Origin of the sequence: Streptomyces sp. NPDC050759, assembly GCF_044456945.1 — a bacterium.
Lineage (GTDB): Bacteria > Actinomycetota > Actinomycetes > Streptomycetales > Streptomycetaceae > Streptomyces.
Genome location: NZ_JBITGI010000002.1, coordinates 858,708 through 883,114 on the forward strand (window position 1 = coordinate 858,708; position 24,407 = coordinate 883,114).

At 68.6% G+C, this 24,407-nt stretch carries 22 protein-coding genes; 6 read left to right on the forward strand and 16 right to left on the reverse strand.

Annotated features, from left to right (window positions below; all coding sequences use genetic code 11):
* Positions 1-18: 18 nt before the first annotated feature.
* The gene (locus tag ACIBJB_RS09585; protein WP_398928253.1) at positions 19-891 is read right to left on the reverse strand and encodes a carbohydrate ABC transporter permease; all 873 of its coding nucleotides are present in this window, start codon (positions 889-891) and stop codon (positions 19-21) included.
* Positions 885-1,865, reverse strand: coding sequence for an ABC transporter permease (locus tag ACIBJB_RS09590; protein WP_398928255.1), 981 nt, complete (start codon positions 1,863-1,865; stop codon positions 885-887). Before ACIBJB_RS09590 ends, ACIBJB_RS09585 begins: the two co-directional genes overlap by 7 nt.
* A 203-nt stretch (positions 1,866-2,068) precedes the next feature.
* On the opposite strand from ACIBJB_RS09590, the gene ACIBJB_RS09595 reads away from it, so the two are divergent.
* Positions 2,069-3,082 carry an acetylxylan esterase gene (locus tag ACIBJB_RS09595; RefSeq protein WP_398928257.1) on the forward strand — a complete coding sequence of 338 codons (1,014 nt, stop codon included), beginning with the start codon at positions 2,069-2,071 and terminating at the stop codon, positions 3,080-3,082.
* A 236-nt stretch (positions 3,083-3,318) separates the two neighbouring features.
* Here ACIBJB_RS09595 and ACIBJB_RS09600 read toward each other — a convergent pair whose 3' ends face one another.
* From ACIBJB_RS09600 to acnA, 6 genes are all read right to left on the reverse strand, one after another.
* Positions 3,319-4,383, reverse strand: coding sequence for a lytic polysaccharide monooxygenase (locus ACIBJB_RS09600; RefSeq protein WP_398928259.1), 1,065 nt, complete (start codon positions 4,381-4,383; stop codon positions 3,319-3,321).
* Positions 4,384-4,581: 198 nt separating this feature from the next.
* Entirely contained in the window at positions 4,582-5,163 is a 582-nt protein-coding gene (locus ACIBJB_RS09605) for an HD domain-containing protein (protein ID WP_398928261.1), read from the reverse strand.
* 98 nt (positions 5,164-5,261) lie between these two features.
* Positions 5,262-5,831: a hypothetical protein gene (locus tag ACIBJB_RS09610; RefSeq protein WP_398928263.1), complete on the reverse strand. Its 570-nt coding sequence runs from the start codon at positions 5,829-5,831 to the stop codon at positions 5,262-5,264.
* A gap of 29 nt (positions 5,832-5,860) precedes the next feature.
* Positions 5,861-7,366: a sensor histidine kinase gene (locus ACIBJB_RS09615; protein ID WP_398928265.1), complete on the reverse strand. Its 1,506-nt coding sequence runs from the start codon at positions 7,364-7,366 to the stop codon at positions 5,861-5,863.
* Positions 7,363-8,088 carry a response regulator transcription factor gene (locus ACIBJB_RS09620; protein WP_398928267.1) on the reverse strand — a complete coding sequence of 242 codons (726 nt, stop codon included), beginning with the start codon at positions 8,086-8,088 and terminating at the stop codon, positions 7,363-7,365. The genes ACIBJB_RS09615 and ACIBJB_RS09620 overlap by 4 nt, the downstream gene beginning before the upstream one ends.
* A gap of 140 nt (positions 8,089-8,228) precedes the next feature.
* Positions 8,229-10,946 carry an aconitate hydratase AcnA gene (gene acnA / locus ACIBJB_RS09625; protein ID WP_398928275.1) on the reverse strand — a complete coding sequence of 906 codons (2,718 nt, stop codon included), beginning with the start codon at positions 10,944-10,946 and terminating at the stop codon, positions 8,229-8,231.
* Positions 10,947-11,259: 313 nt separating this feature from the next.
* Between acnA and ACIBJB_RS09630 the strand changes: the two genes are divergently transcribed.
* Both ACIBJB_RS09630 and ACIBJB_RS09635 read left to right on the forward strand, forming a co-directional pair.
* Entirely contained in the window at positions 11,260-11,460 is a 201-nt protein-coding gene (locus ACIBJB_RS09630) for a DUF4236 domain-containing protein (protein WP_057611210.1), read from the forward strand.
* Between the two features lie 84 nt (positions 11,461-11,544).
* Entirely contained in the window at positions 11,545-13,074 is a 1,530-nt protein-coding gene (locus ACIBJB_RS09635; protein WP_398928277.1) for a helix-turn-helix domain-containing protein, read from the forward strand.
* 260 nt (positions 13,075-13,334) lie between these two features.
* Here ACIBJB_RS09635 and ACIBJB_RS09640 read toward each other — a convergent pair whose 3' ends face one another.
* Positions 13,335-14,201: a helix-turn-helix transcriptional regulator gene (locus ACIBJB_RS09640; RefSeq protein WP_398928279.1), complete on the reverse strand. Its 867-nt coding sequence runs from the start codon at positions 14,199-14,201 to the stop codon at positions 13,335-13,337.
* Between the two features lie 114 nt (positions 14,202-14,315).
* Here ACIBJB_RS09640 and ACIBJB_RS09645 point away from each other — a divergent pair, with 114 nt between their 5' ends.
* Complete coding sequence (locus ACIBJB_RS09645) at positions 14,316-15,014, forward strand: SDR family NAD(P)-dependent oxidoreductase (RefSeq protein ID WP_398928281.1); 699 nt, start codon at positions 14,316-14,318, stop codon at positions 15,012-15,014.
* Between the two features lie 92 nt (positions 15,015-15,106).
* On the opposite strand, the gene ACIBJB_RS09650 is transcribed toward ACIBJB_RS09645, so the two are convergent.
* The 7 genes from ACIBJB_RS09650 to ACIBJB_RS09680 form a co-directional block, all read right to left on the reverse strand.
* Entirely contained in the window at positions 15,107-15,790 is a 684-nt protein-coding gene (locus ACIBJB_RS09650; RefSeq protein WP_398928283.1) for a response regulator, read from the reverse strand.
* A gap of 132 nt (positions 15,791-15,922) precedes the next feature.
* Positions 15,923-16,591 (reverse strand): potassium-transporting ATPase subunit C, encoded by a 669-nt coding sequence (locus ACIBJB_RS09655; protein WP_398928285.1) that lies wholly within the window; start codon positions 16,589-16,591, stop codon positions 15,923-15,925.
* Between the two features lie 24 nt (positions 16,592-16,615).
* The gene (gene kdpB / locus ACIBJB_RS09660; protein WP_398928287.1) at positions 16,616-18,742 is read right to left on the reverse strand and encodes a potassium-transporting ATPase subunit KdpB; all 2,127 of its coding nucleotides are present in this window, start codon (positions 18,740-18,742) and stop codon (positions 16,616-16,618) included.
* Positions 18,739-20,403 (reverse strand): potassium-transporting ATPase subunit KdpA, encoded by a 1,665-nt coding sequence (gene kdpA / locus ACIBJB_RS09665; protein ID WP_398928290.1) that lies wholly within the window; start codon positions 20,401-20,403, stop codon positions 18,739-18,741. Before kdpA ends, kdpB begins: the two co-directional genes overlap by 4 nt.
* Positions 20,404-20,411: 8 nt before the next feature.
* On the reverse strand, positions 20,412-20,501 hold the full coding sequence (gene kdpF / locus ACIBJB_RS09670) for a K(+)-transporting ATPase subunit F (RefSeq protein WP_016434100.1): 90 nt from the start codon (positions 20,499-20,501) through the stop codon (positions 20,412-20,414).
* Complete coding sequence (locus tag ACIBJB_RS09675) at positions 20,498-20,686, reverse strand: hypothetical protein (RefSeq protein ID WP_398928292.1); 189 nt, start codon at positions 20,684-20,686, stop codon at positions 20,498-20,500. The genes kdpF and ACIBJB_RS09675 overlap by 4 nt, the downstream gene beginning before the upstream one ends.
* Positions 20,687-20,866: 180 nt before the next feature.
* Complete coding sequence (locus tag ACIBJB_RS09680; protein ID WP_398928294.1) at positions 20,867-21,442, reverse strand: hypothetical protein; 576 nt, start codon at positions 21,440-21,442, stop codon at positions 20,867-20,869.
* A 291-nt stretch (positions 21,443-21,733) separates the two neighbouring features.
* On the opposite strand from ACIBJB_RS09680, the gene ACIBJB_RS09685 reads away from it, so the two are divergent.
* Positions 21,734-23,233, forward strand: a complete 1,500-nt coding sequence (locus ACIBJB_RS09685) for an MFS transporter (protein ID WP_398928296.1) — start codon at positions 21,734-21,736, stop codon at positions 23,231-23,233.
* A gap of 231 nt (positions 23,234-23,464) precedes the next feature.
* Positions 23,465-24,034 carry a TetR/AcrR family transcriptional regulator gene (locus ACIBJB_RS09690; protein ID WP_398928298.1) on the forward strand — a complete coding sequence of 190 codons (570 nt, stop codon included), beginning with the start codon at positions 23,465-23,467 and terminating at the stop codon, positions 24,032-24,034.
* Positions 24,035-24,407 lie beyond the last annotated feature (373 nt).

Sequence of the window (24,407 nt, forward strand, 5' to 3'; positions counted from 1 at the left end):
AAGTGACATGACGGGCCGTCAGCCCTTGACCGCGCCGAGCATCACGCCCGAGACGAAGAAGCGCTGGACGAACGGGTACACGCAGATGATCGGCAGTGCGGTCAGCACGATCGTGACGGCCTGGATGCTCGCGCCGACCTGGCTGAGCTCCGCGGTGCCGGCGCCCGCGTTGCCGCCGCCGGTGGCGCCCGCGATGAGATTGCGCAGATAGACGGTGACCGGCATCAGGTCGGAGTGGTCCATGTAGAGGAACGCGCTGAACCAGGAGTTCCAGAAGGACACCGTATAGAACAGCACCATGGTCGCCACCACCGCCTTGGACAGCGGCAGCACGATCCTGAGCAGGATGCCGTAGGTGCTCAGGCCGTCGATCTGCGCGGCCTCCTCCAGCTCGGTGGGCAGGCTCTCGAAGAACGCCTTCATCACCAGCAGGTTGAAGACGCTGATCGCGTTGGGCAGCGCGATCGCCCAGACGCTGTTCTTCAGTCCGAGCTCGGTGACCAGGATGTAGTTCGGGATCAGACCGCCGGTGAAGAACATCGTGAACACGGCGATGCCGACGAGCAGCCCGCGCCCCCTGAGGTGCTTCTTCGACAGGACGTAGGCATAACAGGTCGTCAGGACCATCGCCACGACGGTCGACACAACGGTGTAGAACACGGTGTTGCCGTAGTTCCGCCAGAACATCGAGTCCTGGAACACGATCCGGTACGTGGTGAGGTTGAACCCCTTGGGCCACAGGGTCACTTCACCGGCCCGGATCTGCCGCTCCCCGCTGAAGGAGCGAGCGACGATGTTGACGAAGGGATAGAGGGTCACCACCACGACGAGGGTGAGGATCACCCCGTTGACGCCCTGGAAGACCCGGTAGGAACGGCTCGGCTTCACCACAGGCTGGTCCCCACCGTGCGGCGCGAGAGCGTGTTGGCGGTGGTGATCAGGACCAGGCCGATGACCGCCTCGAACAGCCCGATGGCGGCGGCGTAGCTGAAGCTGTTGGACTCCACGCCCGCCCGGTACACATACGTCGAGATCACGTCGGCGGTCGGGTAGGTCAGCGGGTTGTACAGCAGCAGGACCTTCTCGAAGCCGACCGCCATGAACGTGCCGACGTTGAGGATCAGCAGCGTGATCATGGTGGGGCGGATGCCGGGCAGGGTGACGTGCCAGATCTGCTTCCAGCGGTTGGCGCCGTCGATGCGCGCGGCCTCGTACAGGTCCTCGTCGATGGTGGTGAGCGCGGCGAGGTAGAGGATCGTGCCCCAGCCCGCGGTCTGCCAGATCTCCGAGCCGACGTAGATCGTGCGGAACCAGCCGGGTTCCTGGATGAAGCGGATCTCGTCGTGGCCGAGCCAGCCGAGGGCGTGGTTGACCGGCCCGTCGGTGGCGAGCATCTGCAGGGTGAGGCCCGCGACGATCACGATCGACAGGAAGTGCGGGAGGTACGACACCGACTGCACGAACCGCTTCAGGGAGCGTCGGCGCACCTCGTTCAGGAGCAGGGCGAGGACGATCGGGATCGGGAAGCAGAACACGAGCGTGAGCCCGCCGAGCCACAGGGTGTTGCGGAACACCTGCCAGAAGGTCGGGTCGCTGAGGAACATGTGCACATAGCGCAGCCCCACCCAGTCCTCGCCGAACATCGAGCCGCCGGGCTCGAAGCGCCGGAAGGCGATCACGTTGCCGATCATCGGCAGATAGCGGAAGACCAGGAAGAACAGCAGCGGCAGGACCGCCAGCGAGTACAGCTGCCAGTCGCGGCGCAGGGCCCGGCGCCATCCGCTGCGCGGCGCCGGACGGGCGACTGCCGCGGGCGGGTCTTCGATGCCGGGTGGTGGAGAGGCCGACTTGACGGATGTGCTCATGCTCGGTCCTCTCAGACGGAGGCACGGAACCGAAACTTTCGAGCTCTTACCGGTAACTGCGCGGCAACTTAGAGGTACGAAGAAAGCGCTGTCAATGGGTCGGACGTGAGATACCTGGGGCACGTGTGGGGTAGAACAGGGGGGCCAAGACCCAGCGCCGTCCGCAAGTTTCACTGTCTGGACCGACTCATGCGAGGTGTCCTGTGCCCGCGTTCGACCTGCCCAGGAGGGAGCTGGAGCGGTACCGTCCCGACGTCCAGGAGCCCCCGGATTTCGACGTGTTCTGGCGTGACACCCTCAAAGAGGCGGCGCAGACGGACGTGTTGGTGTCGGTGCGCCCCGCGGAGAGCGGGCTACGGCTGACGCAGACCTGGGACGTGACCTTCCGGGGCTTCGCCGGCGATCCGGTGCGCGCCTGGTACAGCAGACCGGCCGGGGTGGACGGGCCCCTGTCCGCGGTCGTCGAGTACGCCGGGTACGGCCGCGGGCGTGGCCTGCCGCACGAGCGGCTGACCTGGGTGAACGCCGGGTACGCGCATCTGCTGATGGACAACCGCGGACAGGGCGACCAGTACGGCAACGGTGGGGCCACCCCCGACCCGCACGCCTCGGCACCGGGCGGCCCGGGACCGGCGGCACGCGGCCTGCTCGACCCCCGCGACTACCACTACCGGCGGCTGATCACGGACGCGGTGCGGGCGGTGGCCGCGGTGCGCGCCCTTCCGGGTGTGGACGCGTCCCGCGTCGCGGCCGTCGGCAACAGCCAGGGCGGCAGCCTTGCGCTGGCCGTCGCGGGACTGGTGCCGGACCTGGCGGCGGTCCTGGTCACCGCGCCTTTCCTGTGCGGCATCCGACGGGCTCTGGATCTCACCGACGCGAGTCCGTACGGCGAAATCAGCGCGTACCTCTCCGTGCACCGGGGCGCGCAGGAGGCCGCGTACCGCACCCTCGCGTACATGGAGGGCGTCTCCTTCGCGCGGCGCGCCGCCGCCCCGGCCCACTTCGGGGTCGGCCTGCGCGACACGGTGTGCCCGCCGAGCGGGGCGTACGCGGCCTTCAACCGCTACGGCGAGCTGACCGGCGTGGACCCCCGCAAGGAGATCCACGCCTATCCGTACAACGGCCACGAGGGCGGCGACGCGGTGCAGGTGCGGCACCAACTCGACTGGCTGGGCGAGGTGTTGGAGCCCGGCCCGGCCAGCTCACCGCCAGGGTGAACCGTGCAGGTCCGTCGGTCCAGCCGATTGCCCCAACTGATTTGACGTCGTTGTCCGTTGAGGCGGTAGAGTCACGTACAGACCCACGCGACAACGTTGTCGCGTGCCGTGTCGTCCCAAGCCATGCATCATCCGCGCCGGCCACCACCCCCCTGCGCCGGCACGGCTCGCGGACCCGGTGGCGCACAGCCCCACCGGGTCCGCCCTGAGCGGTTCGAGCGTGTCCTGACGGTGACTCAGCCGACGCGGCAGGGAAGGGTCGTGGCCGTGTCGCCTCCGGAGCCGGTGACGACGTATCCGAACGTCGTACTCTGCCCCGGACTGAGCGAGCCGTTCCAGTTGGCGTTGTGGACCATCACGTCCTGGCCGGTGTAGGTGGCGTTGCCGTTCCAGAGACTGTCGACCTTCTGGCCGGCCGGCAGGGCCCAGTCGACCATCCAGCCCAGCATCGGGACGTCGCCGGAGTTGGTGACGGTCACCTCGGACTGGTAGCCGCCGCTCCAACTGCCCGTGGTCTTACGGGTGGCCGTGCAGGTGCCGGGCACCGGTTCGGTCGGGTTGCCGGGCTCGTGGATGCCGGTGACCTCGCCGTTGCCGCCGTCGAAGACGACGTCGGAGCAGGAGTAGAAGGTCTCCGCGCTGTCCGAACGCTGCCAGACCATGTAGATGATGTGGCGGCCGGACTTGTTCGCCGGAAGCTGCCCCGTCCAGGAGTAGTTGGCCTCGACCGTGCCCGGGCTGCCGTTGAGCGGCGGGTGGTCGACGCTGAGGAACGGCTGGGCCTCCATGTCGTCCCAGGTGAGGGTCTTCTTCGGGTCGAAGCCGTCCTTGGTGACGTAGACGTAGAACCAACCCGGGTGCGCGGCCCAGGCGTTGTAGGAGAAGTCGACCGTCTTGCCCGCGGTGAGGTGGGTGAGCGGCCAGTCGTCGCGGGCGGCGTTGAAGCCGGTGAAGTTGGTGTTGCCGCCGCTGCACAGCTCGCCGTCCGGCACGAAGCCGCGGGTGCGGCCGGCACCGTCCGAGCGGAGCACGGAGAACCAGTTGTAGAACGGTGTGGTGCCGCTGACCGCCTGCGCGTTCTTGCAGGCCGGGTTGACCGGCTTGATCTCACCGGTGTCGGTCAGCCCGTCCTGCCAGCACAGGAAGGTGCGGCTGGCGGGCTTCATCGGGGTGCCGTGGGCCTCGGCCTTGCCGCCGGTCGTGAGGACGAGGCTGAGGGCGGGGATGGTGGCGAGCAGGGAGACGAGGACCAGGAAGAGGGCTCTGGGGCGGGTCACCCTCGATAACTTTGTCAGGATCATGACATTCCCGTCCGTTCCTTGAGGTACGGGCCGTTGCGGGGTGTGTGCGGTGCCGTGGGGTGGGGGCGGCACGCGGGCGGGTTCCGGTCCGTCCGCATGGGAGCGCTCCCACCCCACGTGTTGCGGAAGGTAGCGCGAACCGGGGCGACTGTAAACAGCCGGCGGTCCTTCGTCTGCACGATCACACGCGGGCGGCGGTCACACCGGGTGGGCCGTCTGGAAGGCCAGCCGCTCCTGCGCGCCTTCTCCTACGGCCGTCAGCGCGTCGTCGAGGTCCAGGAACTCCTCCCAGAGCGTCCGCCCGCTCACCTCGGCCAACCTTCTGACCACGAGGTCCTCCAGCTCCGGCACCCGTTTGTTCTTCCAGATCTTGTCGGCGACGCTGACGAGCAGGTCCTCGAGACCGATGTCCGGGAGGGTCCAGCTCGCGTGGGTGGCGGCGAAGCGGGCGAGTTCGGGGGCTGTGCCGTGGGCCAGAAGGAGCTCACGGCCGGCCTCCTCGTGTGCGGAGCCGGGGCCGGAGAGCTCGCGGACGCGCACGGCCTTGCCCACGTCGTGCGTCGCGGCCCCGAACAGCACTGCCTCACGGTCGAGTGGGAGCGCCGGGTACCGCTGGGCCAGCCACTCGACGAGCTCGTACGCCACGTCGTGCACCAGCCGCAGGTGCGCCGCCAGGCGCGGCGGGGCGTCGAGGACACGCAGGAGGCGGGCCACCTCGTCGGGGAGGGGGCGTGGGCCGGGGGCGTGGAGGGCTCGGTGCAGGGGGTCGGGGGTGGTCACGGGGCAAGGGTAGGGGTGGGGTGGGAGGGGGGAGGTGATTCCGGCCGATCATCTGGCAGAGCCGATGGGGATGGCGGCTTTGTCTGTTTGTCGAAGGGTTACAGGGGCGCCAACTGCACCCTGCCGGTGAACCGGCCGCCCACTTGGTCGGCGAGCCAGTGGACGCGGGCGATCTGGTCGCTGTTCCGGTCCCGGGCGTGAACGAAAACGGTGTGGTCCTGCGACGGTTCGTCCTGGTAGAGGTCCCGGGAATTGACCGTCAGCGTGAGGTAGGCCCACTTCTGCGAGATCGCTTCCAGCCCGGCTTCGGGAACCGCAGGCCATGCGTCCAGATCCCACCGAACTGCCGCGGGATCCGGCCCCAGAGCGGTGATGAAGGGCTCCGCGCGGTCCAGCGGGCGCCCCCAGTCGAACACCCGGATCGGCAGATGGTCTGAAGGGTTGTCGCCGGCCTCCGACGATCCGTGCTCTTCGCCGGCCAGCGCCCGCCATACGAGGTCGGGCAGTACGTGACGTACGTGCTTCAGGACATCCCGCGACCTGATCACGCCTTCGAAGTCGACTTCTCCGTGGTGGAAGTCTGCGATGCCCAACAGTGTGCGCACCGCACGTATGGCTTCAGGCAGGTCGGCGGTCGTCAGGACAGCCGCCGCGGCAGAGTTGCTCATCTCGGCACCATACGACGGCAATGGATGGGTTACACCGGAGCCCGTTTCCCTGCGACCGTCCACTCCTCCAGCCCGGCCTCTGCGGCCGCCGGAAGTTCGATCGTGAACTCCGTGCGGCCCGGGGCGCTGTCCACCTGGATGCGGCCGCCGTGCGCGTTCGTGATCGCGGCCGCGATGGCCAGACCGAGCCCGGATCCGCCGGACTTGGCGTCGGCGCGGGAGCGGGACGTGTCCGCTCGGGTGAAGCGTTCGAAGACCGTGGGGAGGAGGGCGGGCGGGATGCCCGGGCCGTTGTCGCGGACTCGGATGACGCGGCGCTCGTCCGTCGACTCCACCGACGCCACCACCCTCGTCCCGCCCGGCGTGTGCATCCTCGCGTTGGACAGGAGGTTGGCCACCACCTGGTGCAGGCGGGCCTCGTCGCCGGTGACCAACGCCGGTGCGCCCAGCTCCAGTTCGAGCTGCCAGTCGTGGCCGCTGCCTGCCGCCCGCGCGTCCCACACCGCCTCCGCGACCAGCGCCGCCAGGTCGACCTCGCGGGACTGAAGAGGGCGGCCCTCGTCGAGGCGGGCGAGGAGGAGCAGGTCCTCCACCAGACCCGTCATCCGTGCGGACTCCGCCGAGACCCGGCGCCAGGCCAGTACCGGCTCGATCCGGTCGGTGCCGCGGTTCATCAGCTCGGCGTATCCGGCGATCGAGGCGAGGGGCGTACGGAGTTCATGGCTGGCGTCGGCCAGGAACCGCCGCATGCGCTCCTCGCTGCGCTGCCGTTCGGCGAGGGAGGACTCCACGTGGTCGAGCAGATGGTTGAGCGCGGCGCCGACCTGGCCGGCCTCGCTGTCGGGGTCGGTGTCCCGCTCCGGCACCCGGGTCAGGACGGTGACCTCGCCGTGTCCGAGCGGGGCGCGGGAGACCTCGGCGGCGGTGGCGGCGACCCGGCCGAGGGGGCGCAGTTGCCGTCGTATGACCACCGTGCAGACGCAGCCGGCGGCGGCGAGCCCGGCCACCGCGACGCCTGTCTCGATCATCACGAGCCCGCTGATCATGTCCTGGACGTCGGCCATGGGCAGGCCGGCGAGGACCCGGACGCCTTCGCCCATGAGAACGGTGACCCGATAGGTGCCGAGGCCGGGCACGGTCCGGGTGTGCATCGCGCCGTCGGCCCCGATCCCGGCCAGGGCGGCGCGCTGGCCGGTGCTGAGCCCCTGGATGGGGGCGTCCTGGACGACGACGGCCGCGGAGACGACGGCGCCGTCCTCGTCGAGCCGGGCGGCGAGCATTCCCGCGGGCTGCCCGCTCTCCCTCAGGAACGTCAGATCGTCCTGGAGGTTCTGGTGCAACGAGGCTCCTCCCAGGGCCCGTTCGGCGGTGTCGAGGACGCGGTCGTCCAGGTTGCCCATCAGATAGGCGTGCTGGAAGAGCGTGGTGATCAGGCCCATCGCGACACAGACGACGACCAGGGTGGCAGTGACGAAGACGAGCAGGCGGGTACGGAGGGACCGGGTGCGCATCCCCGCGTTCGGTCGCCGGCTCATCTCCCGTCCTCCGCGGCCCTGATGGCGTACCCGAGACCGCGCACGGTGTGGATCATCGGTGCCCGTCCCCTGTCGATCTTCCGGCGCAGACTGGAGATGTAGACCTCGACAAGATTGCCGCCGCCGTCGAAGGAGCTGCTCCAGACCTGGTCGAGGATCTGCGCCTTGCTGAGCACCTGGCGTGGATGGCCGAGCAGCAGGCTGAGCAGGTCGAACTCCTTCGCGGTGAGCTGGACGGGCACACCCGCCCGGCGCACTTCGCGGGTGTCCCCGGTCATGACGAGGTCGCCGAGCACGTGGACGGAGTCGCCGGTGCGGCCGTCCCGGGACGCGGCCCGGCGCAGCAGTCCGCGCAGCCGCAGCACGACCTCCTCCAGGGAGAAGGGCTTGGTGACGTAGTCGTCGGCGCCTGCCTCCAGGCCGTCGAGGCGGTGTTCGAGGGCGTCGCGGGCGGTGAGCATGAGGACGGGCAGCTTCGGGTGCTCGTGGCGCAGCTTGCGCAGCACCTGGAGGCCGTCCAGATCGGGAAGCATCCCGTCGAGTACGACGGCGTGCGGTGCGCAGTCGCGCGCCGTCCTCAGCGCGCTGCGCCCGTCGAGGGCCGGATAGGGACGCCAGCCCGCCTCGGTGACGGCGACGGACAGCACGTCGTTGAGTGCGGGCTCGTCGTCGACGAGGAGCACGCGTACACGGCCCGTTCGGGGCCCGGAGGTGCCGGTCATGTACCGATCGTGTCCCGGCCCGCTGAGGGAATCCTGTGTTCCACCTGAGGGTGGGTGATGACCTGCGGCGGCGGGGTACGGCGAAGGGCCGCACCCCCGTCACCGGGAGTGCGGCCCAGGCCCTTGCGCGCCCGAAGGACTTACTTGCGGATCAGGCTGCGCAGCACGTACTGCATGATGCCGCCGTTGCGGTAGTAGTCGGCCTCACCGGGGGTGTCGATGCGGACGACCGCGTCGAACTCCACGCCCGTGTCGGTGGTGACCTTGACCGTGCGCGGCGTGGTGCCGTTGTTGAGCTCCTCGACGCCGGTGAAGGAGAAGGTCTCCTCGCCGGTCAGGCCGAGGGACTCGGCGCTCGCGCCCTCCGGGTACTGCAGCGGCAGGACGCCCATGCCGATGAGGTTCGAGCGGTGGATGCGCTCGTACGACTCGGCGATGACGGCCTTGACGCCGAGGAGCGCGGTGCCCTTGGCGGCCCAGTCGCGGGACGAGCCGGAGCCGTACTCCTTGCCGGCCAGGACGACCAGCGGGATGCCCTGCTCGATGTAGTGGCGCGAAGCGTCGTAGATGAAGGAGACCGGAGCGCCCTCGACGGTGAAGTCGCGGGTGTAGCCGCCTTCCGTCCCCGGCGCGATCTGGTTGCGCAGGCGGATGTTGGCGAACGTGCCGCGGATCATGACCTCGTGGTTGCCTCGGCGCGAGCCGTAGGAGTTGAAGTCACGACGCTCCACACCGTGCTCGGTGAGGTACTTGCCGGCCGGGGTGTCGGCCTTGATGGCACCGGCGGGCGAGATGTGGTCCGTCGTCACCGAGTCGCCCAGCTTGGCGAGCACGCGGGCGCCGTTGATGTCGGAGACCGGGGTGGTCTCCATCGTCATGCCCTCGAAGTACGGGGGCTTGCGGACGTACGTCGACTGCGGGTCCCACTCGAAGGTGTTGCCGGTCGGGATCGGCAGCGCCTGCCACTGGGCGTCGCCCGCGAAGACGTCGGCGTAGGACTTGTTGAACATGTCCTCGCCGATGGCGTTCGCCACGACGTCGTTGACCTCGGCCTCGGAGGGCCAGATGTCCTTGAGGTAGACCGGGTTGCCGTCCTGGTCGATGCCCAGGGCGTCCTTGGTGATGTCCACCTTCATGGAGCCGGCGAGGGCGTACGCGACGACCAGCGGCGGGGACGCCAGGTAGTTCATCTTGACGTCGGGGTTGATACGGCCCTCGAAGTTCCGGTTGCCGGAGAGGACCGAGGTGACCGCGAGGTCGTGGTCGTTGACGGCCTTGGAGACCTCCTCCGGCAGCGGGCCGGAGTTGCCGATGCAGGTGGTGCAGCCGTAGCCGACGAGGTTGAAGCCGACCTTGTCGAGGTAGGGGGTGAGCCCCGCCTTGTCGAAGTAGTCGGTGACGACCTTGGAGCCCGGGGCGAGGGTGGTCTTGACCCACGGCTTGCGGGTCAGGCCCTTCTCCACGGCCTTCTTCGCGACGAGCGCGGCGGCGACCATGACGTACGGGTTGGAGGTGTTGGTGCAGGAGGTGATGGCCGCGACCGTCACCGCGCCGTGGTCGATCTCGTACGTCGAGCCGTCGGGGGCGGTCACGGTGACCGGGTTGGACGGGGCGCCGTTCGGGGCGACGGCCGGGGCGTCGGAGGCCGGGAAGGACTCCTTGCCCGACTCGTCGACGTCGTCGACGTAGTTGCGGACGTCCTGCTTGAACTGCTCGGCCGCGTTCGCGAGGACGATACGGTCCTGCGGGCGCTTCGGGCCGGCGATGGACGGGACGACCGTCGACAGGTCCAGCTCGAGCTTCTCGGAGAAGTCCGGCTCGGCCTTCGGGTCCAGCCAGAGGCCCTGCTCCTTGGCGTACGCCTCGACGAGCGCGAGCTGCTGCTCGGAGCGGCCGGTGAGCTTGAGGTACTTGATGGTCTCGTCGTCGATCGGGAAGATCGCGGCGGTCGAGCCGAACTCCGGCGACATGTTGCCGATGGTGGCGCGGTTCGCGAGGGAGGTGGCGGCGACGCCCTCGCCGTAGAACTCGACGAACTTGCCGACGACACCGTGCTTGCGGAGCATCTCGGTGATGGTCAGCACCAGGTCGGTGGCGGTGGTGCCGGGCTTGAGCTCACCGGTCAGCTTGAAGCCGACGACGCGCGGGATGAGCATGGAGACCGGCTGGCCGAGCATGGCCGCCTCGGCCTCGATGCCGCCGACGCCCCAGCCCAGCACACCGAGGCCGTTGACCATCGTGGTGTGCGAGTCGGTGCCGACGAGGGTGTCGGGGTACGCCTGGCCGTTACGGACCATGACGGTGCGGGCCAGGTGCTCGATGTTCACCTGGTGGACGATGCCGGTGCCGGGGGGTACGACCTTGAAGTCGTCGAAGGCGGTCTGGCCCCAGCGCAGGAACTGGTAGCGCTCGCGGTTGCGGCCGTACTCCAGCTCGACGTTCTGCGCGAAGGCCTCGTTGGTGCCGAACTTGTCGGCGATGACGGAGTGGTCGATGACCAGCTCGGCCGGGGAGAGCGGGTTGACCTTCGCCGGGTCGCCGCCGAGCTCCTTCACGGCCTCACGCATGGTGGCGAGGTCGACGACACAGGGCACGCCGGTGAAGTCCTGCATGATCACGCGGGCCGGCGTGAACTGGATCTCCTGCGACGGCTGGGCCTTCGAGTCCCAGCCGCCGAGGGCGCGGATGTGGTCGGCGGTGATGTTCGCGCCGTCCTCGGTACGGAGCAGGTTCTCCAGGAGAACCTTGAGGCTGTACGGCAGGCGGGCCGAGCCCTCCACCTTGTCCAGCCGGAAGATCTCGTACGACTCGTCGCCCACGCTCAGCGTGGCGCGGGCGTCGAAGCTGTTCGCCGACACGACAGTCTCCTTCATTTTTGTGCGCTTACCACCGCATCCTGCCGCCACACCGTCTTGGCCGATCCGCTAAGGTAAGGCTAAGTTAGGCATGCCTTACTGTCAGACCCGGCGAAAGCGTGCGACTGCGGTACGCCTCGGCAGATATCTCGATGTCGAGATAACTCTAGTACATGAGGCCGGAATGGTCATGCCCGGCTTCCCTGTGCCGCCCGCCGCCGCGGTCCCGGGTCGGCGCGGTCGCGGTCATCAGTTCGCCAAGTCGGGGTATGCGGAGGGAGTTGGGAGCACCAGACCGACCCGAGGGGAGACCCACATGGGCCTCACGTTCCGCAAGAGCTTCCGGATCCTGCCCGGCGTGCGGCTGAACATCAACCGGCACTCCTGGTCCATCACCACCGGCGGCGGCAAGCACGGCCCGCGGCACACGCACAGCAGCACGGGACGTCGTACGACATCGATGGATCTGCCCGGACCTTTCGGCTGGCGTCGCACCCGTACCGCCAAGCGCCACTGAGGCTCCCTCAGGTCCGCGGAGGTCCTCTCACCCGAATGGACCACCCGGAATGCGCCATCTCATATCTGAGATAGCCTCGAGCTCATGGCAGACGACTACCTCGTACGCATCGGCAAGCTCATCCGTGACGCCCGGCAGCACCGGGGCTGGACACAGTCGCAGCTTGCCGAGGCGCTCGGCACCAGTCAGAGCGCCGTCAATCGCATCGAGCGCGGCAACCAGAACATCAGCCTTGAGATGATCGCCCGTATCGGTGAAGCACTGGACAGCGAAATCGTCTCTCTGGGCTATGCGGGCCCCATGCATCTGCGCGTGGTCGGCGGCCGTCGGCTGTCCGGCACGATCGACGTCAAGACGAGCAAGAACGCGTGTGTGGCCCTGCTCTGCGCCTCACTCCTCAACAAGGGGCGCACGGTGCTGCGCAGGGTCGCCCGTATCGAGGAGGTCTACCGCCTCCTGGAGGTGCTGAGCTCCATCGGGGTCCGCACCCGGTGGATCAACGACGGGGTCGACCTCGAGCTGGTGCCGCCGGCTGAGCTGAACATGGACGCCATCGACGCCGAGGCCGCCGTCCGCACCCGCTCCATCATCATGTTCCTCGGTCCGCTGCTGCACCGTATGGACAGCTTCAAACTGCCGTACGCCGGCGGTTGCGACCTCGGCACCCGGACCATCGAGCCGCACATGATCGCGCTGCGCCGGTTCGGTCTGGACGTCGCGGCGACCGAGGGCCAGTACCACGCGCGCGTGGACCGGGCGGTCCGCCCCGGCCGTCCGATCGTGCTGACCGAGCGCGGCGACACCGTGACGGAGAACGCGCTGCTCGCGGCCGCCCGCCACGACGGCGTCACCGTCATCCGCAACGCCTCCTCCAACTACATGGTCCAGGACCTGTGCTTCTTCCTGGAGGCGCTGGGGGTGAGGGTCGAGGGCATCGGCACCACCACCCTCACCGTGCACGGCGTGCCGCACATCGACGTGGACGTCGACTACTCCCCCTCCGAGGACCCGGTCGAGGCGATGAGCCTGCTGGCCGCGGCCGTGGTGACGGAGTCGGAACTGACCGTGCGCCGGGTGCCCATCGAGTTCCTGGAGATCGAGCTCGCGGTCCTGGAGGAGATGGGGCTCGACCACGACCGTACGCCGGAGTACTTCGCCGACAACGGCCGTACCCGGCTGATCGACCTCACGGTCCGGCCCTCCAAGCTGGAGGCGCCGATCGACAAGATCCACCCGATGCCGTTCCCCGGGCTGAACATCGATAACGTCCCGTTCTTCGCGGCCATCGCGGCGGTCGCACAGGGTCAGACCCTCATCCACGACTGGGTCTACGACAACCGGGCGATCTACCTGACGGACCTGAACCGGCTGGGCGGGCGCCTCCAACTCCTCGACCCGCACCGGGTGCTGGTGGAGGGCCCCACCCGCTGGCGTGCCGCCGAGATGATGTGCCCGCCGGCCCTGCGCCCCGCCGTGGTCGTCCTGCTGGCGATGATGGCGGCCGACGGCACGTCCGTGCTGCGCAACGTCTATGTCATCAACCGCGGTTACGAGGATCTGGCCGAGCGGCTCAACTCGGTGGGGGCGCAGATCGAGATTTTCCGGGACATTTGATGAGCGCATGCCGCCGCACCCCGTCTGGCCTGCGGTGCAAGGGGGCAGGGAGGGGTTCGGCGGCGTCTCTGGGACTTCGCTGGGACTGAGCAACACATGCGTGAATTGCCGGCCGGGGTCTGGTCGTACGGGGTGACGAGACTTCGCCAGACCCTGAGCTGTCGGTCCGGCGCACGACCGTGATCCTCTCCTTGTCGCGGTCGGCGTCGTGTGTAGGGACAATCGCGCGCGCCGGCTGGTCGATCGACGTGCGGGGCGGATCACTTGAGTGTGGTGGCCGGTGGGCCGGCGACGGCGGTGAGTTGGAGCTTGGTTTCGTCCTCGCTGCCGGGCACGGCGGTCATGATGACGATCTTGAGCTCGGAGTCGCCGTCGGTCAGGACGTCGCAGTCCACCGTGACAGGGCCCACCGACGGGTGGTCGATGGTCTTGTGGTCCTCGCGGTGCGCGGACACCTCCCCGGTGGCCCATAGTTCGGCGAACCTCTGGTTGCCCGCGTTCAGTTCACGGATCAGCGTGGCCAGGCGGCTGTCCCGGGGGAAGCGGCCGGTGGCGCGGCGCAGGTCGGAGACGACGGCGGCGTCGGTGGCGTCGCGGTCCGCCTCGGTGACCGGCCACAGCGCGAGGCGGGCGGGGCCGGCGTCCACCGGGAACCTGTCGCGGGCGAAATTGCGCAGCCGCGGCGGCGAGGCCGAGGGGTCGCCCAGCAGGGCCGCCCATCCACGGTTCCACCACACCAGTTGCCAGTCCGCCGCGAACACGGCAGCCGCCACGTCCCCGAGGCGGGCGAGCACCCGCTGCATGCCGGGCGGGAGATGGTCGGAGATCGCGCCGTCTACCGGCGGTACGAGCTGGGCCAGCAGGTACAGATGGTCCCGCTCGGCGGTGGACAGCTGCAGGGCGCGCGCCAGGGACGCCACCACCGATGCTGAGGGTGTCGTGGCCCGCCCCTGCTCCAGGCGCACGATGTAGTCGACCGATACCCCGGCCAGATCGGCCAGTTCCTCACGCCGCAGCCCGGCGGCCCGGCGCCCGCGGGACACCTGCAGCCCGGCGGCCGACGGAGGCAGCCGATCACGCCACGTGCGGATCATCGCGCCCAGTCCGGTCCCGGGTGTCGTCGACATGGACTCCATCCTCCTGCATCCCCCGGTCGTGCGTGGGGCGCAAGGGTGGTACTGGTCTTCCTACCGTCGAAGCGTCCCTGGTCCGCCTCCCTCGTGGAGGCAAGCATCGAACGCATGACCATCACCTTCATCACCGGAGCCAACAAGGGCCTCGGCCGCGAGACCGCCCGCCGCCTGATCGAATGTGGGCACACCGTCCTCGTCGGAGCCCGCAACCGCGAACAGGGCGAGGAGACCGCCGCCGTGCTCGGCGCACGCTACGTCCCCATCGACGTGACCAACGACGCGTCCGTGGCCGCCGCGGCCGCGGACGTCGCCGAACACGAAGGCAGGGTCGACGTCCTGATCAACAACGCCGGTGTCCACGGCCCCGCCGGCGATCCCAGCGAACTCACCGCCGCCGACGCCCGCGCCGTCCTCGACGTCAACGTCATCGGCGTCGTCCGCACCACCACCGCGTTCTTGCCACTACTGCGCCGCTCGGAGGCCCCTGTGATCGTCAACGTCAGCAGCGGTATGGGCTCCCTCGCCCTCACCCACGACCCCGACCGGCCCGAGTCGCACGTCATCGCGCCGCTGTACACCTCTTCGAAGGCCGCGCTGACGATGTTGACCACGCAGTACGCCAAGGGGCTCCAGGGCATCCGCGTCAACGCCGCCGACCCCGGCTACACCGCGACCGACCTCAACGGTCACAGCGGCCCCCAGACCGTCATCGAGGGCACGGACGCGATCGTCGCCCTCGCCACCGAGAAGCCCGGTGCCGGCACCGGACGCTTCCTCTCCCGCCATGGCGAGATCGCCTGGTCCTGAACGGCGCGGGGTAACGGCGCGGGGTAGCGGTCGCCAACCGCGCCGGTCGGCAGGAGCGAGGCGCCTGGTGTTCGCCCCGGTCGGGACCGGGGTCATCCCTCGAAGCGGTAGCCCATGCCGGGTTCGGTGATGAGGTAGCGGGGGTGGGCGGGGTCCGTTTCCAGTTTGCGCCGCAGCTGGGCCATGTAGACGCGCAGGTAGTTGGTCTTGTTGCTCTGGGTGACCCCCCACACCTCCTGGAGCAGGTGCTTCTGGGTGATCAGTCGCCCCGGGCTGGTGACCAGGATCTCCAGCAGGTGCCATTCGGTCGGGGTGAGGCGGACGTCGTGGCCGCTTCGGACGGCCTTCTTGGCGAGCAGGTCGATGGTGAAGTCGGCCGTCTCCACGAGTGTGGTCCCGGGTGCGAGCGGGGTCTCCTCGGTGCGGCGGACGGCGGCCCGGAGCCGGGCGAGCAGCTCGTCCATGCTGAACGGCTTGGTGACGTAGTCGTCGGCGCCGGCATCGAGGGCGGCGACCTTCTCGTCGGACGCCTGCCGGGCGGACAGCACCAGGATGGGCACCCGCATCCAGCCGCGCAGCGCCTTGATGACGTCGACGCCGTCCATGTCGGGCAGTCCGAGGTCGAGCATCACCACATCGGGCGGGCGTGCGGCCGCGAGGCGGAGTGCGGTGGCGCCGTCGGGTGCCGCGTCGACCCCGTACCGGCGTGCCTGGAGATTGATGATGAGGGCCCGTACGAGCTGCGGGTCGTCCTCCACCACCAGCACCCGTGTCATGGGTGTACGCCTTCCTGTCGTACGACGGGCCATAGGTCTCGGGGACCCGGCAACCGACGTCGGGACTGCGGAAGTTGACGGAACCGGGAATGCTCCCGGGCTGCCGACTCCCGCATGGGCCGCATCAGGCCATCAGCCCTTGGCCACGAGGTCCTTGAGCGCGATGTTGAGCTCGAGGACATTCACGCGGGGTTCGCCCATGAAGCCGAGGGTGCGGCCCTCCGTGTGGTCCTTGACCAGCTTGTCCACCTCGGCGACGGACAGCCCGTTCTTCTCGGCGACCCGGTGGACCTGGATCTCCGCGTAGTCCGGGGAGATGTCCGGGTCCAGGCCGGAGCCTGAGGACGTCACCGCGTCCGCGGGCACCTGCGAGGAACTGACCGTGTAGCCGGGTACCGAGTTGTCCTTGACGACGGCGGCCTTGGCGGCCTTCACCTGCTGGACGAGGTCCTTGTTGTCGGCGGAGAGGTTGGTGGCACCGGACAACAGCAACGTGTACCGGGTGTTGACGCTGTTACGGCCGAGGCCGTTGGCCGGGCGGCCCTGGAACCACTTCAGGTCGGGCTCCGGGGTCTGTTGGCCCTTCTTCAGCGGCAGGTTGTAGAACTGCCCGATCAGGGACGATCCGACGACCTTGCCGTCCGCCTTGATCTCCGAGCCGTTCGCCTTGCCGGGGAACAGGCCCTGGGCGATGCCGGTGACGGCCAGCGGATAGATGACGCCCGTCACCAGGGTCAGCACGAGGAGGGCACGCAGGCCCGCCCAGAGCAACCGGGCCGTGTTCGATACCGAGTTGTTCATGGGGATCAGCACGCTTTCAAGAAATTACAGCCCGGGGATGAGGGAGATGAGCAGGTCGATGATCTTGATGCCGACGAAGGGGGCGATCAGGCCGCCGATGCCGTAGATCGTGAGGTTGCGGCGGAGCATCTTGTCGGCGCTGACGGGCCGGTACTGCACCCCCTTCAGGGAGAGCGGCACCAGCGCGATGATGATCAGCGCGTTGAAGATGACCGCCGACAGGATCGCGGAGTCCGGCGAGGCGAGGCCCATGATGTTGAGCTTGTCCAGGCCCGGGTAGACCGCGGCGAACAGCGCCGGGATGATCGCGAAGTACTTCGCCACATCGTTGGCGATGGAGAACGTGGTCAACGCGCCCCGGGTGATGAGGAGTTGCTTGCCGATCTCGACGATCTCGATGAGCTTGGTCGGGTTGGAGTCGAGGTCGACCATGTTGCCGGCCTCCTTGGCGGCCGACGTACCGGTGTTCATGGCCACGCCGACGTCCGCCTGGGCCAGCGCGGGCGCGTCGTTGGTGCCGTCGCCGGTCATCGCGACGAGCTTGCCGCCGGCCTGCTCCCGCTTGATGAGCGCCATCTTGTCCTCGGGGGTGGCCTCCGCGAGGAAGTCGTCGACGCCGGCCTCCTCGGCGATCGCCTTGGCCGTCAGCGGGTTGTCACCCGTGATCATGACGGTCTTGATGCCCATCCGGCGCAGCTCGTCGAACCGCTCCCGCATGCCCTCCTTGACGACGTCCTTGAGGTGGACGACGCCTAGGACGCGGGCGCCGTCGGTGTCCTGGACCGCGACGAGCAGCGGAGTGCCACCCGCCTCGGAGATTCGATCGGTGAGCGCGCCGGCGTCCTCGGACACCTCGCCGCCCTGCTCCCGGACCCAGGCGACGACCGAACCGGCCGCGCCCTTGCGGATCTTCCGGCCGTCGACGTCCACACCCGACATCCGGGTCTGCGCGGTGAACGCGATCCACTCGGCACCGGCCAACTCCCCCTGGTGACGCTCGCGCAGTCCGTACTTCTCCTTCGCCAGTACGACGATGGAGCGGCCCTCGGGCGTCTCGTCGGCCAGCGAGGACAGCTGGGCGGCGTCGGCCAGTTCGGCCTCTGTAGTCCCGGTCACCGGCACGAACTCGGACGCCTGCCGGTTGCCGAGCGTGATGGTGCCGGTCTTGTCGAGGAGCAGGGTCGACACGTCGCCGGCGGCCTCGACCGCCCGGCCGGACATGGCCAGCACGTTGCGCTGCACGAGCCGGTCCATGCCCGCGATGCCGATCGCGGAGAGCAGCGCGCCGATGGTCGTCGGGATGAGGCAGACCAGCAGCGCCACGAGCACGACCATCGTCAGGTGCGTTCCCGCGTAGTCCGCGAACGGCGGCAGCGTGGCCACGGCCAGCAGGAAGACGATGGTGAGCGAGGCGAGCAGGATGTTGAGCGCGATCTCGTTCGGCGTCTTCTGCCGGGCCGCGCCCTCTACCAGGTTGATCATCCGGTCGATGAAGGTCTCGCCCGGCTTCGTCGTGATCTTGATGACAATGCGGTCGGAGAGGACCTTCGTGCCGCCGGTGACCGCCGACCGGTCTCCGCCGGACTCGCGGATGACCGGTGCCGACTCACCCGTGATCGCCGACTCGTCGACGCTCGCGACGCCCTCGACGACGTCACCGTCGCCGGGGATGATGTCGCCGGCCTCGCAGACGACCAGGTCCCCGATCCTCAGTTCGGTGCCGGGGACCTGCTCCTCCACACCGTCCTTGAGCAGCCGCCGTGCCACGGTGTCCGTCTTGGCCTTGCGCAGGGTGTCCGCCTGCGCCTTGCCGCGGCCCTCGGCGACCGCCTCGGCCAGATTGGCGAAGACGACGGTCAGCCACAGCCAGGCGCTGATCGCCCAGCCGAACCAGTCGCCCGGGTCCTTGAAGGAGAAGACGGTGGTCAGCACCGAGCCGATCCACACCACGAACATCACTGGCGACTTGACCATCACCCGCGGGTCGAGCTTGCGGCAGGCGTCCGGCAGCGACTTCAGCAGCTGCTTGGGGTCGAAGAGGCCCGCGCCGACACGGCTCTCCTTGTGACCGGTCGTGACGTCCTGGTGGGGTGCCCGGGTCGGGGTGGCTGTGGACATCGAGTCCTCGTGCTTCTGCGTGTCGGTCGTCATGACGCCAGCCCCTCGGCGAGCGGGCCCAGCGCGAGGGCCGGGAAGTAGGTCAGACCGGTGATGATCAGGATGGCGCCCACCAGCAGGCCGGTGAACAGCGGCTTCTCGGTGCGCAGCGTGCCCGCGGTGACCGGGATGGGCTGCTGCTCGGCGAGCGAGCCGGCCAGCGCCAGCACGAAGATCATCGGCAGGAAGCGGCCGAGGATCATCGCGAGGCCGATCGTGGTGTTGAACCACTGCGTGTCCGCGTTCAGACCGGCGAAGGCCGAGCCGTTGTTGTTGGCGCCGGACGTATAGGCGTAGAGGATCTCGGAGAACCCGTGCGCGCCGGAATTGGTCATGGAGTGGCCCGGCGTGGGCAGGGCCATCGCCGCGGCGGTGAAGACGAGTGCGAGGGCCGGTGTGATGAGGATGTAGCAGGCGGCGAGCTTGATCTCGCGGGTGCCGATCTTCTTGCCCAGGTACTCGGGTGTGCGGCCGACCATCAGACCGGCGATGAACACGGCGATGACCGCCATGATCAGCATGCCGTAGAGGCCGGAGCCGGTACCGCCGGGGGCGATCTCGCCCAGCATCATGCCGAGCAGGGCGATGCCGCCACCGAGACCGGTGAAGGAGGAGTGGAACGAGTCCACCGCGCCGGTCGAGGTCAGCGTGGTCGACACCGCGAAGATCGACGAGGCCCCGACCCCGAACCGCGTCTCCTTGCCCTCCATCGCCCCGCCGGCGATCTGCAACGCCGGTCCATGGTGGGCGAACTCGGTCCACATCATCAGGGCGACGAAGCCGACCCAGATGGTGGCCATGGTGGCGAGGATCGCGTACCCCTGCTTGACGGAGCCGACCATCACGCCGAACGTCCGGGTCAGCGCGAACGGAATCACCAGCAGCAGGAAGATCTCGAACAGGTTGGTGAACGGAGTCGGGTTCTCAAAGGGGTGGGCGCTGTTGGCGTTGAAGTATCCGCCGCCGTTCGTCCCGAACTCCTTGATGGCCTCCTGCGAGGCGACCGCCCCGCCGTTCCACTGCTGCGAGCCGCCCATGAACTGACCCACCTCGTGGATCCCGGAGAAGTTCTGGATCGCACCGCAGGCGACCAGCACGATCGCCGCGATGAAGGCGCCCGGCAGCAGGATGCGGGTCACCCCGCGCACCATGTCGGACCAGAAGTTGCCCAGTTCCCCGGTGCGCGAGCGGGCGAAACCGCGTACGAGAGCGACGGCGACGGCGATGCCGACGGCAGCGGAGACGAAGTTCTGCACAGCCAGTCCGGCGGTCTGCACGACGTGGCCCATGGCCTGTTCGCCGTAGTACGACTGCCAGTTGGTGTTCGTGACGAAGGACGCGGCGGTGTTGAACGCCTGGTCGGGATCGATGGACTTGAAGCCGAGCGAGCCGGGCAGATGGCCCTGGAGCCGCTGGAGCAGGTAGAGGAAGACGATGCTCACGGCCGAGAAGGCGAGGACGCCGCGCAGGTAGGCCGGCCAGCGCATCTCGGTGTTCGGGTTGGCACCGATGCCCTTGTAGATCCACTTCTCGACGCGCCAGTGCTTGTCTGAGGAGTAGACCTTGGCCATGTAGGTGCCGAGGGGGACGTAGGCGAGCGCCAGCGCCGCTATGAGCGCGAGCAGTTGGAGCACGCCGGCGAGTACGGGACCCATGCTGTGTCTCAGAACCTCTCCGGGAAGATCAGGGCGAGGACGAGATAGCCCAGCAGGGCGACGGCCACGACCAGGCCGACGATGTTCTCGGCAGTCACAGCTTCGTCACCCCCTTGGCGACGAGCGCCACCAGCGCGAACACGGCGATCGTGGTGACGACGAAGGCCAGATCGGCCATCGTGTACTCCCGGGATGAGGTTCGGATTGAACGGACGCTCAGAGCAAACCGCCTCTGTGCCCGGATCCGGTCGACCGTTGACGGCTCTCTTACGGCGACCCCCACACCCTTGACGGGACTCTTACGCCCCTGAGCGCAGCCGGGCCCAGTGGAACCCTGGGGTCCCACTGGGCTCAGGCGCTCTCCAGGGCATGCAGCTGAGCCCGGACACTCCTTGCCATCCGGTGCGTCCGTCGACCTCTCGGCTCGAGATCGAGGGACCGCGACGCCACGACCGACGGAGGATCATTGTTGTCCGGTACTGCGCAGTGCCACCGCGATGTGGCTGTAGTTGGGTATGGACGCTCCGTTGGCCTTCTCGTAACGGACCGCCTGGGCGAGCCCGAGCTTCTCCCCAGTGGACAGGGTCCGGTTCCCTGTCCACAACAGCACCTTCAGTTGCTCGTTCTGGATGGTGAGAAGCGGTTCGGCAGGCTCCAATGACAGGCCGGTACGGGCGCACCAATCAGCCACCGCGGTCCAGAAGCCGGTCAGGGTGTTCCAGCAGACTGCACTGCGGGCGCCCAGCAGGGCGTACACCTCGTCGGGCGACCAGAACATGTCGAGACCGTGCGACACAAGGTTCTGGATGTTCTCCAGCAGTGAGACGACGAACTCGTAGTTCGCCTCGTCCTCGAGCAGTTCCTCCACGATCGCCAGAACCTCGGTGATCGCGCCGGAGTCGCGCTGCGCGACGCGATAGGCAACCTCTCGACCGACGACCTGGTCGTTGCCGTCATCTGTCGATGCGGGCCCGATGCCTGCAGCGTCAAGCAGTCGCCGAGATCGCCCGGCCGGCCGTCGGCGCCAGGGAATTCGCATCGTGTCCTCATCTACTTCCGCACACTCGTCCAGAGACCCTTCCGCCCTGGCGGCCGATCAGCATGACAGAGCGGTCACCGCAGAACCTATGCCGGGTGGGGAGAGCTGTTTGGCGGCGACGTTGCACGACCGGGGGCGCGCGTCCTCCTCGTACAGCAGATACCGCTGACTCAGGTCGACACCTCCCCGCCACCGCCTCACTTGCACTGCGGAAACCGATCTGTTTCCCTATGGGGAAACAGATCGGTTTCCAACCGGTGTTCGGGCCATGGCCAGCGACAAAGGAAAAAAATGACTACCACCTACGACCCTGGGGCGCCCGCCTCCGGGAAAACCGACCCGGGCCGCCGTGGCTCACACGCCGTGCGCTGGTGGGTGCTCGTCGTGCTGGGCGTGGCGCAGCTCATGGTCACGCTCGATGCGACCGTCGTGAACATCGCGCTGCCCGCCGCGCAACACGACCTCGGTTTCAGCGACGGCAGCCGGCAGTGGGTCATCACGGGCTACGCCCTGGCATTCGGCAGCCTGCTGCTGCTCGGCGGCCGACTCGGTGACCTGTTCGGCCGGCGTACCACCTTCGTCATCGGCCTGATCGGCTTCGCGGCCGCATCCGTCGCCGGCGGAGCGGCCGGCAGCTTCGAAATCCTCGTCGCGGCACGTGTGGCCCAAGGACTCTTCGCCGCACTGCTCGCACCCGCGGCTCTCTCACTGCTCAGCGTGACCTTCACCCAGCCTGCCGAGAGGGCGAAGGCCTTCGGCATCTTCAGTGCGCTGTCCGGTGCGGGCGGCGCGGTCGGACTGCTGCTCGGCGGCATGCTCACCGAGTGGGCGTCGTGGCGCTGGGTGATGTACGTGAACGTCGTGTTCGCGGCGGTCGCGCTGGTCGGCGCGTTGCTGTGGCTGGCCAAGCCGGCGGTCACCGAGCGGCCCAAGCTCGATATTCCGGGCACCGTCGTGGTGAGCGCCGCGCTGTTCGCCATCGTCTACGGGTTCGCGCACGTCGAATCCACCAGTTGGACCAACCCGGTCACCCTCGGCTCCATGATCGTCGGCGTGGTGCTGCTCGCCGTGTTCGTGTGGCTGGAGTCGAGGGTCGCGCATCCGCTGTTGCCGCTGCGACTCGTGCTGGACCGGACCCGCGGCGGTTCGTTCCTGGCCGTGTTCGTCGTGGGGATGGGGATGTTCTCGATCTTCCTGTTCCTGACCTATTACCTGGAGGCCAGCATCGGCTACTCGCCGATCAAGACCGGTCTGGCGTTCCTGCCGATGGTCGGGGGAATCGTCGCCGCGGCGACCACGGCACCTTCACTGCTGCTGCCCAGGGTCGGTCCGAAGATCGTGGTCTCCGCCAGCTTCCTGGTCTCCGCAACCGGTATGGCCCTGCTGACCCGGCTCGCGCTGGACAGCGGCTACGTCGCCGACGTCATGCCCGGGATGATCCTGCTGGGCCTTGGCCTCGGCGGGGTGATGACCACCGCGTTCCAGGGTGCGACGTCAGGCGTGCACCATGAGGACACGGGCGTCGCCTCGGCGCTGATCAACACCAGCCAGCAGGTGGGCGGCTCGATCAGCACGGCCCTGCTGACCACCGTCGCCTCGTCGGCCGCGACCGACTATCTGTCCTCGCACAAGGCCGGCGCGCTGACCGTGGCGCAGGCCGGGGTCGAGGGCTACACGGCCACTCTGGCGTGGGGCGCCGGGTTCTTCGTGGTCGGTGCGGTGCTCGCGGCGTTCCTGATACCGAACACGCCGCTGGCTCCGTCGGAAGGCGAGCCCGTCATCGGGCACTGAGCCGCATGTGCGGGCACCTTCCGTCAACTCGTCGCCAGATCCGCGAAGTTGGCCGAATGCGCCGAGGCTGACGGACACGTGGGGCAGGGCGGCGCGATCACCGGCAGGGTGATCACGCCGCCCACCTGCCGCTGCGGTGGCTGTACGCGCCCCACCCGATGGAGACGCGGACCGGCAACGACTGTAAACCGATCAGTTTTCATTTGGTGGGAATCGAGTTAACCTCACCGTATGACAACCGAGGCGAAGTCAAGTTCCAGGGAGCGGCTGCTGGAGGCGGCGGCCACGCTCACCTACCGGGATGGTGTCGGCATCGGTGTCGATGCGCTGTGCAAGGCAGCGAGGGTGTCGAAGCGTTCCATGTACCAGCTGTTCGAGAGCAAGGACGAACTGCTGGCCGCGAGTCTCGAGGAGCGTGCCGCCGCCTTCGTGGCCGGGCTCCTGCCCGCGGCGGACGACGGCCGTTCACCCCGCGAGCGGATCCTGCACGTCTTCGGGCAACTGGAGTCGCAGGCCGGTGCCCCCGAGTTTGTGGGCTGCCGGTACCTGACCGTTCAGGTCGAGCTCAAGGACCAGAGCCACCCTGCGAGCCAGGTGGCCCACCGGATCAAGGCGAACCTGACCGGGTTTTTCCGTTCCGAGGCCGAGCAGGGCGGTGCGAGTGATCCCGACCTGCTGGCCCGCCAGCTCATCCTGGTCTTCGACGGCGCCAGCGCCCGCGCGGGAATCCAGGCCGACAAGCTGACCGGGCTCATCGCACCGACGGTGACGACCCTGCTCGACACGGCAGGCGTGCGCTGACGCGACGGCCCCCACGGATTCACGCCTGCGCCGCGGTCAACCGCCTGTACGTTCACCATGGCACGGAGGCCTGCCCGCCGTGCCGTGCATTGCGTGCACGGGCCCGCTGAGCCCTTGTTTCGACACGACGGAATACCGACCGCCGTGAGGCGGAGCACCGGGTCGCTGCGCGTCACGACAGCGCGCCGTCCCACCGCCGCCGAGCCTCAGCCGGCCGGCCGGCCGGCTGACGCCCGCCCGCCCCACCCGCACCTGAGCACACCCGCACAGCAAAAGACCACCGGGAAGCGGTACATGGCGGAGCCGCAGATCGAGTTCGACGACGCGGCTCACACGCGACCCCGCCGCGTCACGGCGGCACTACGAGGCATCC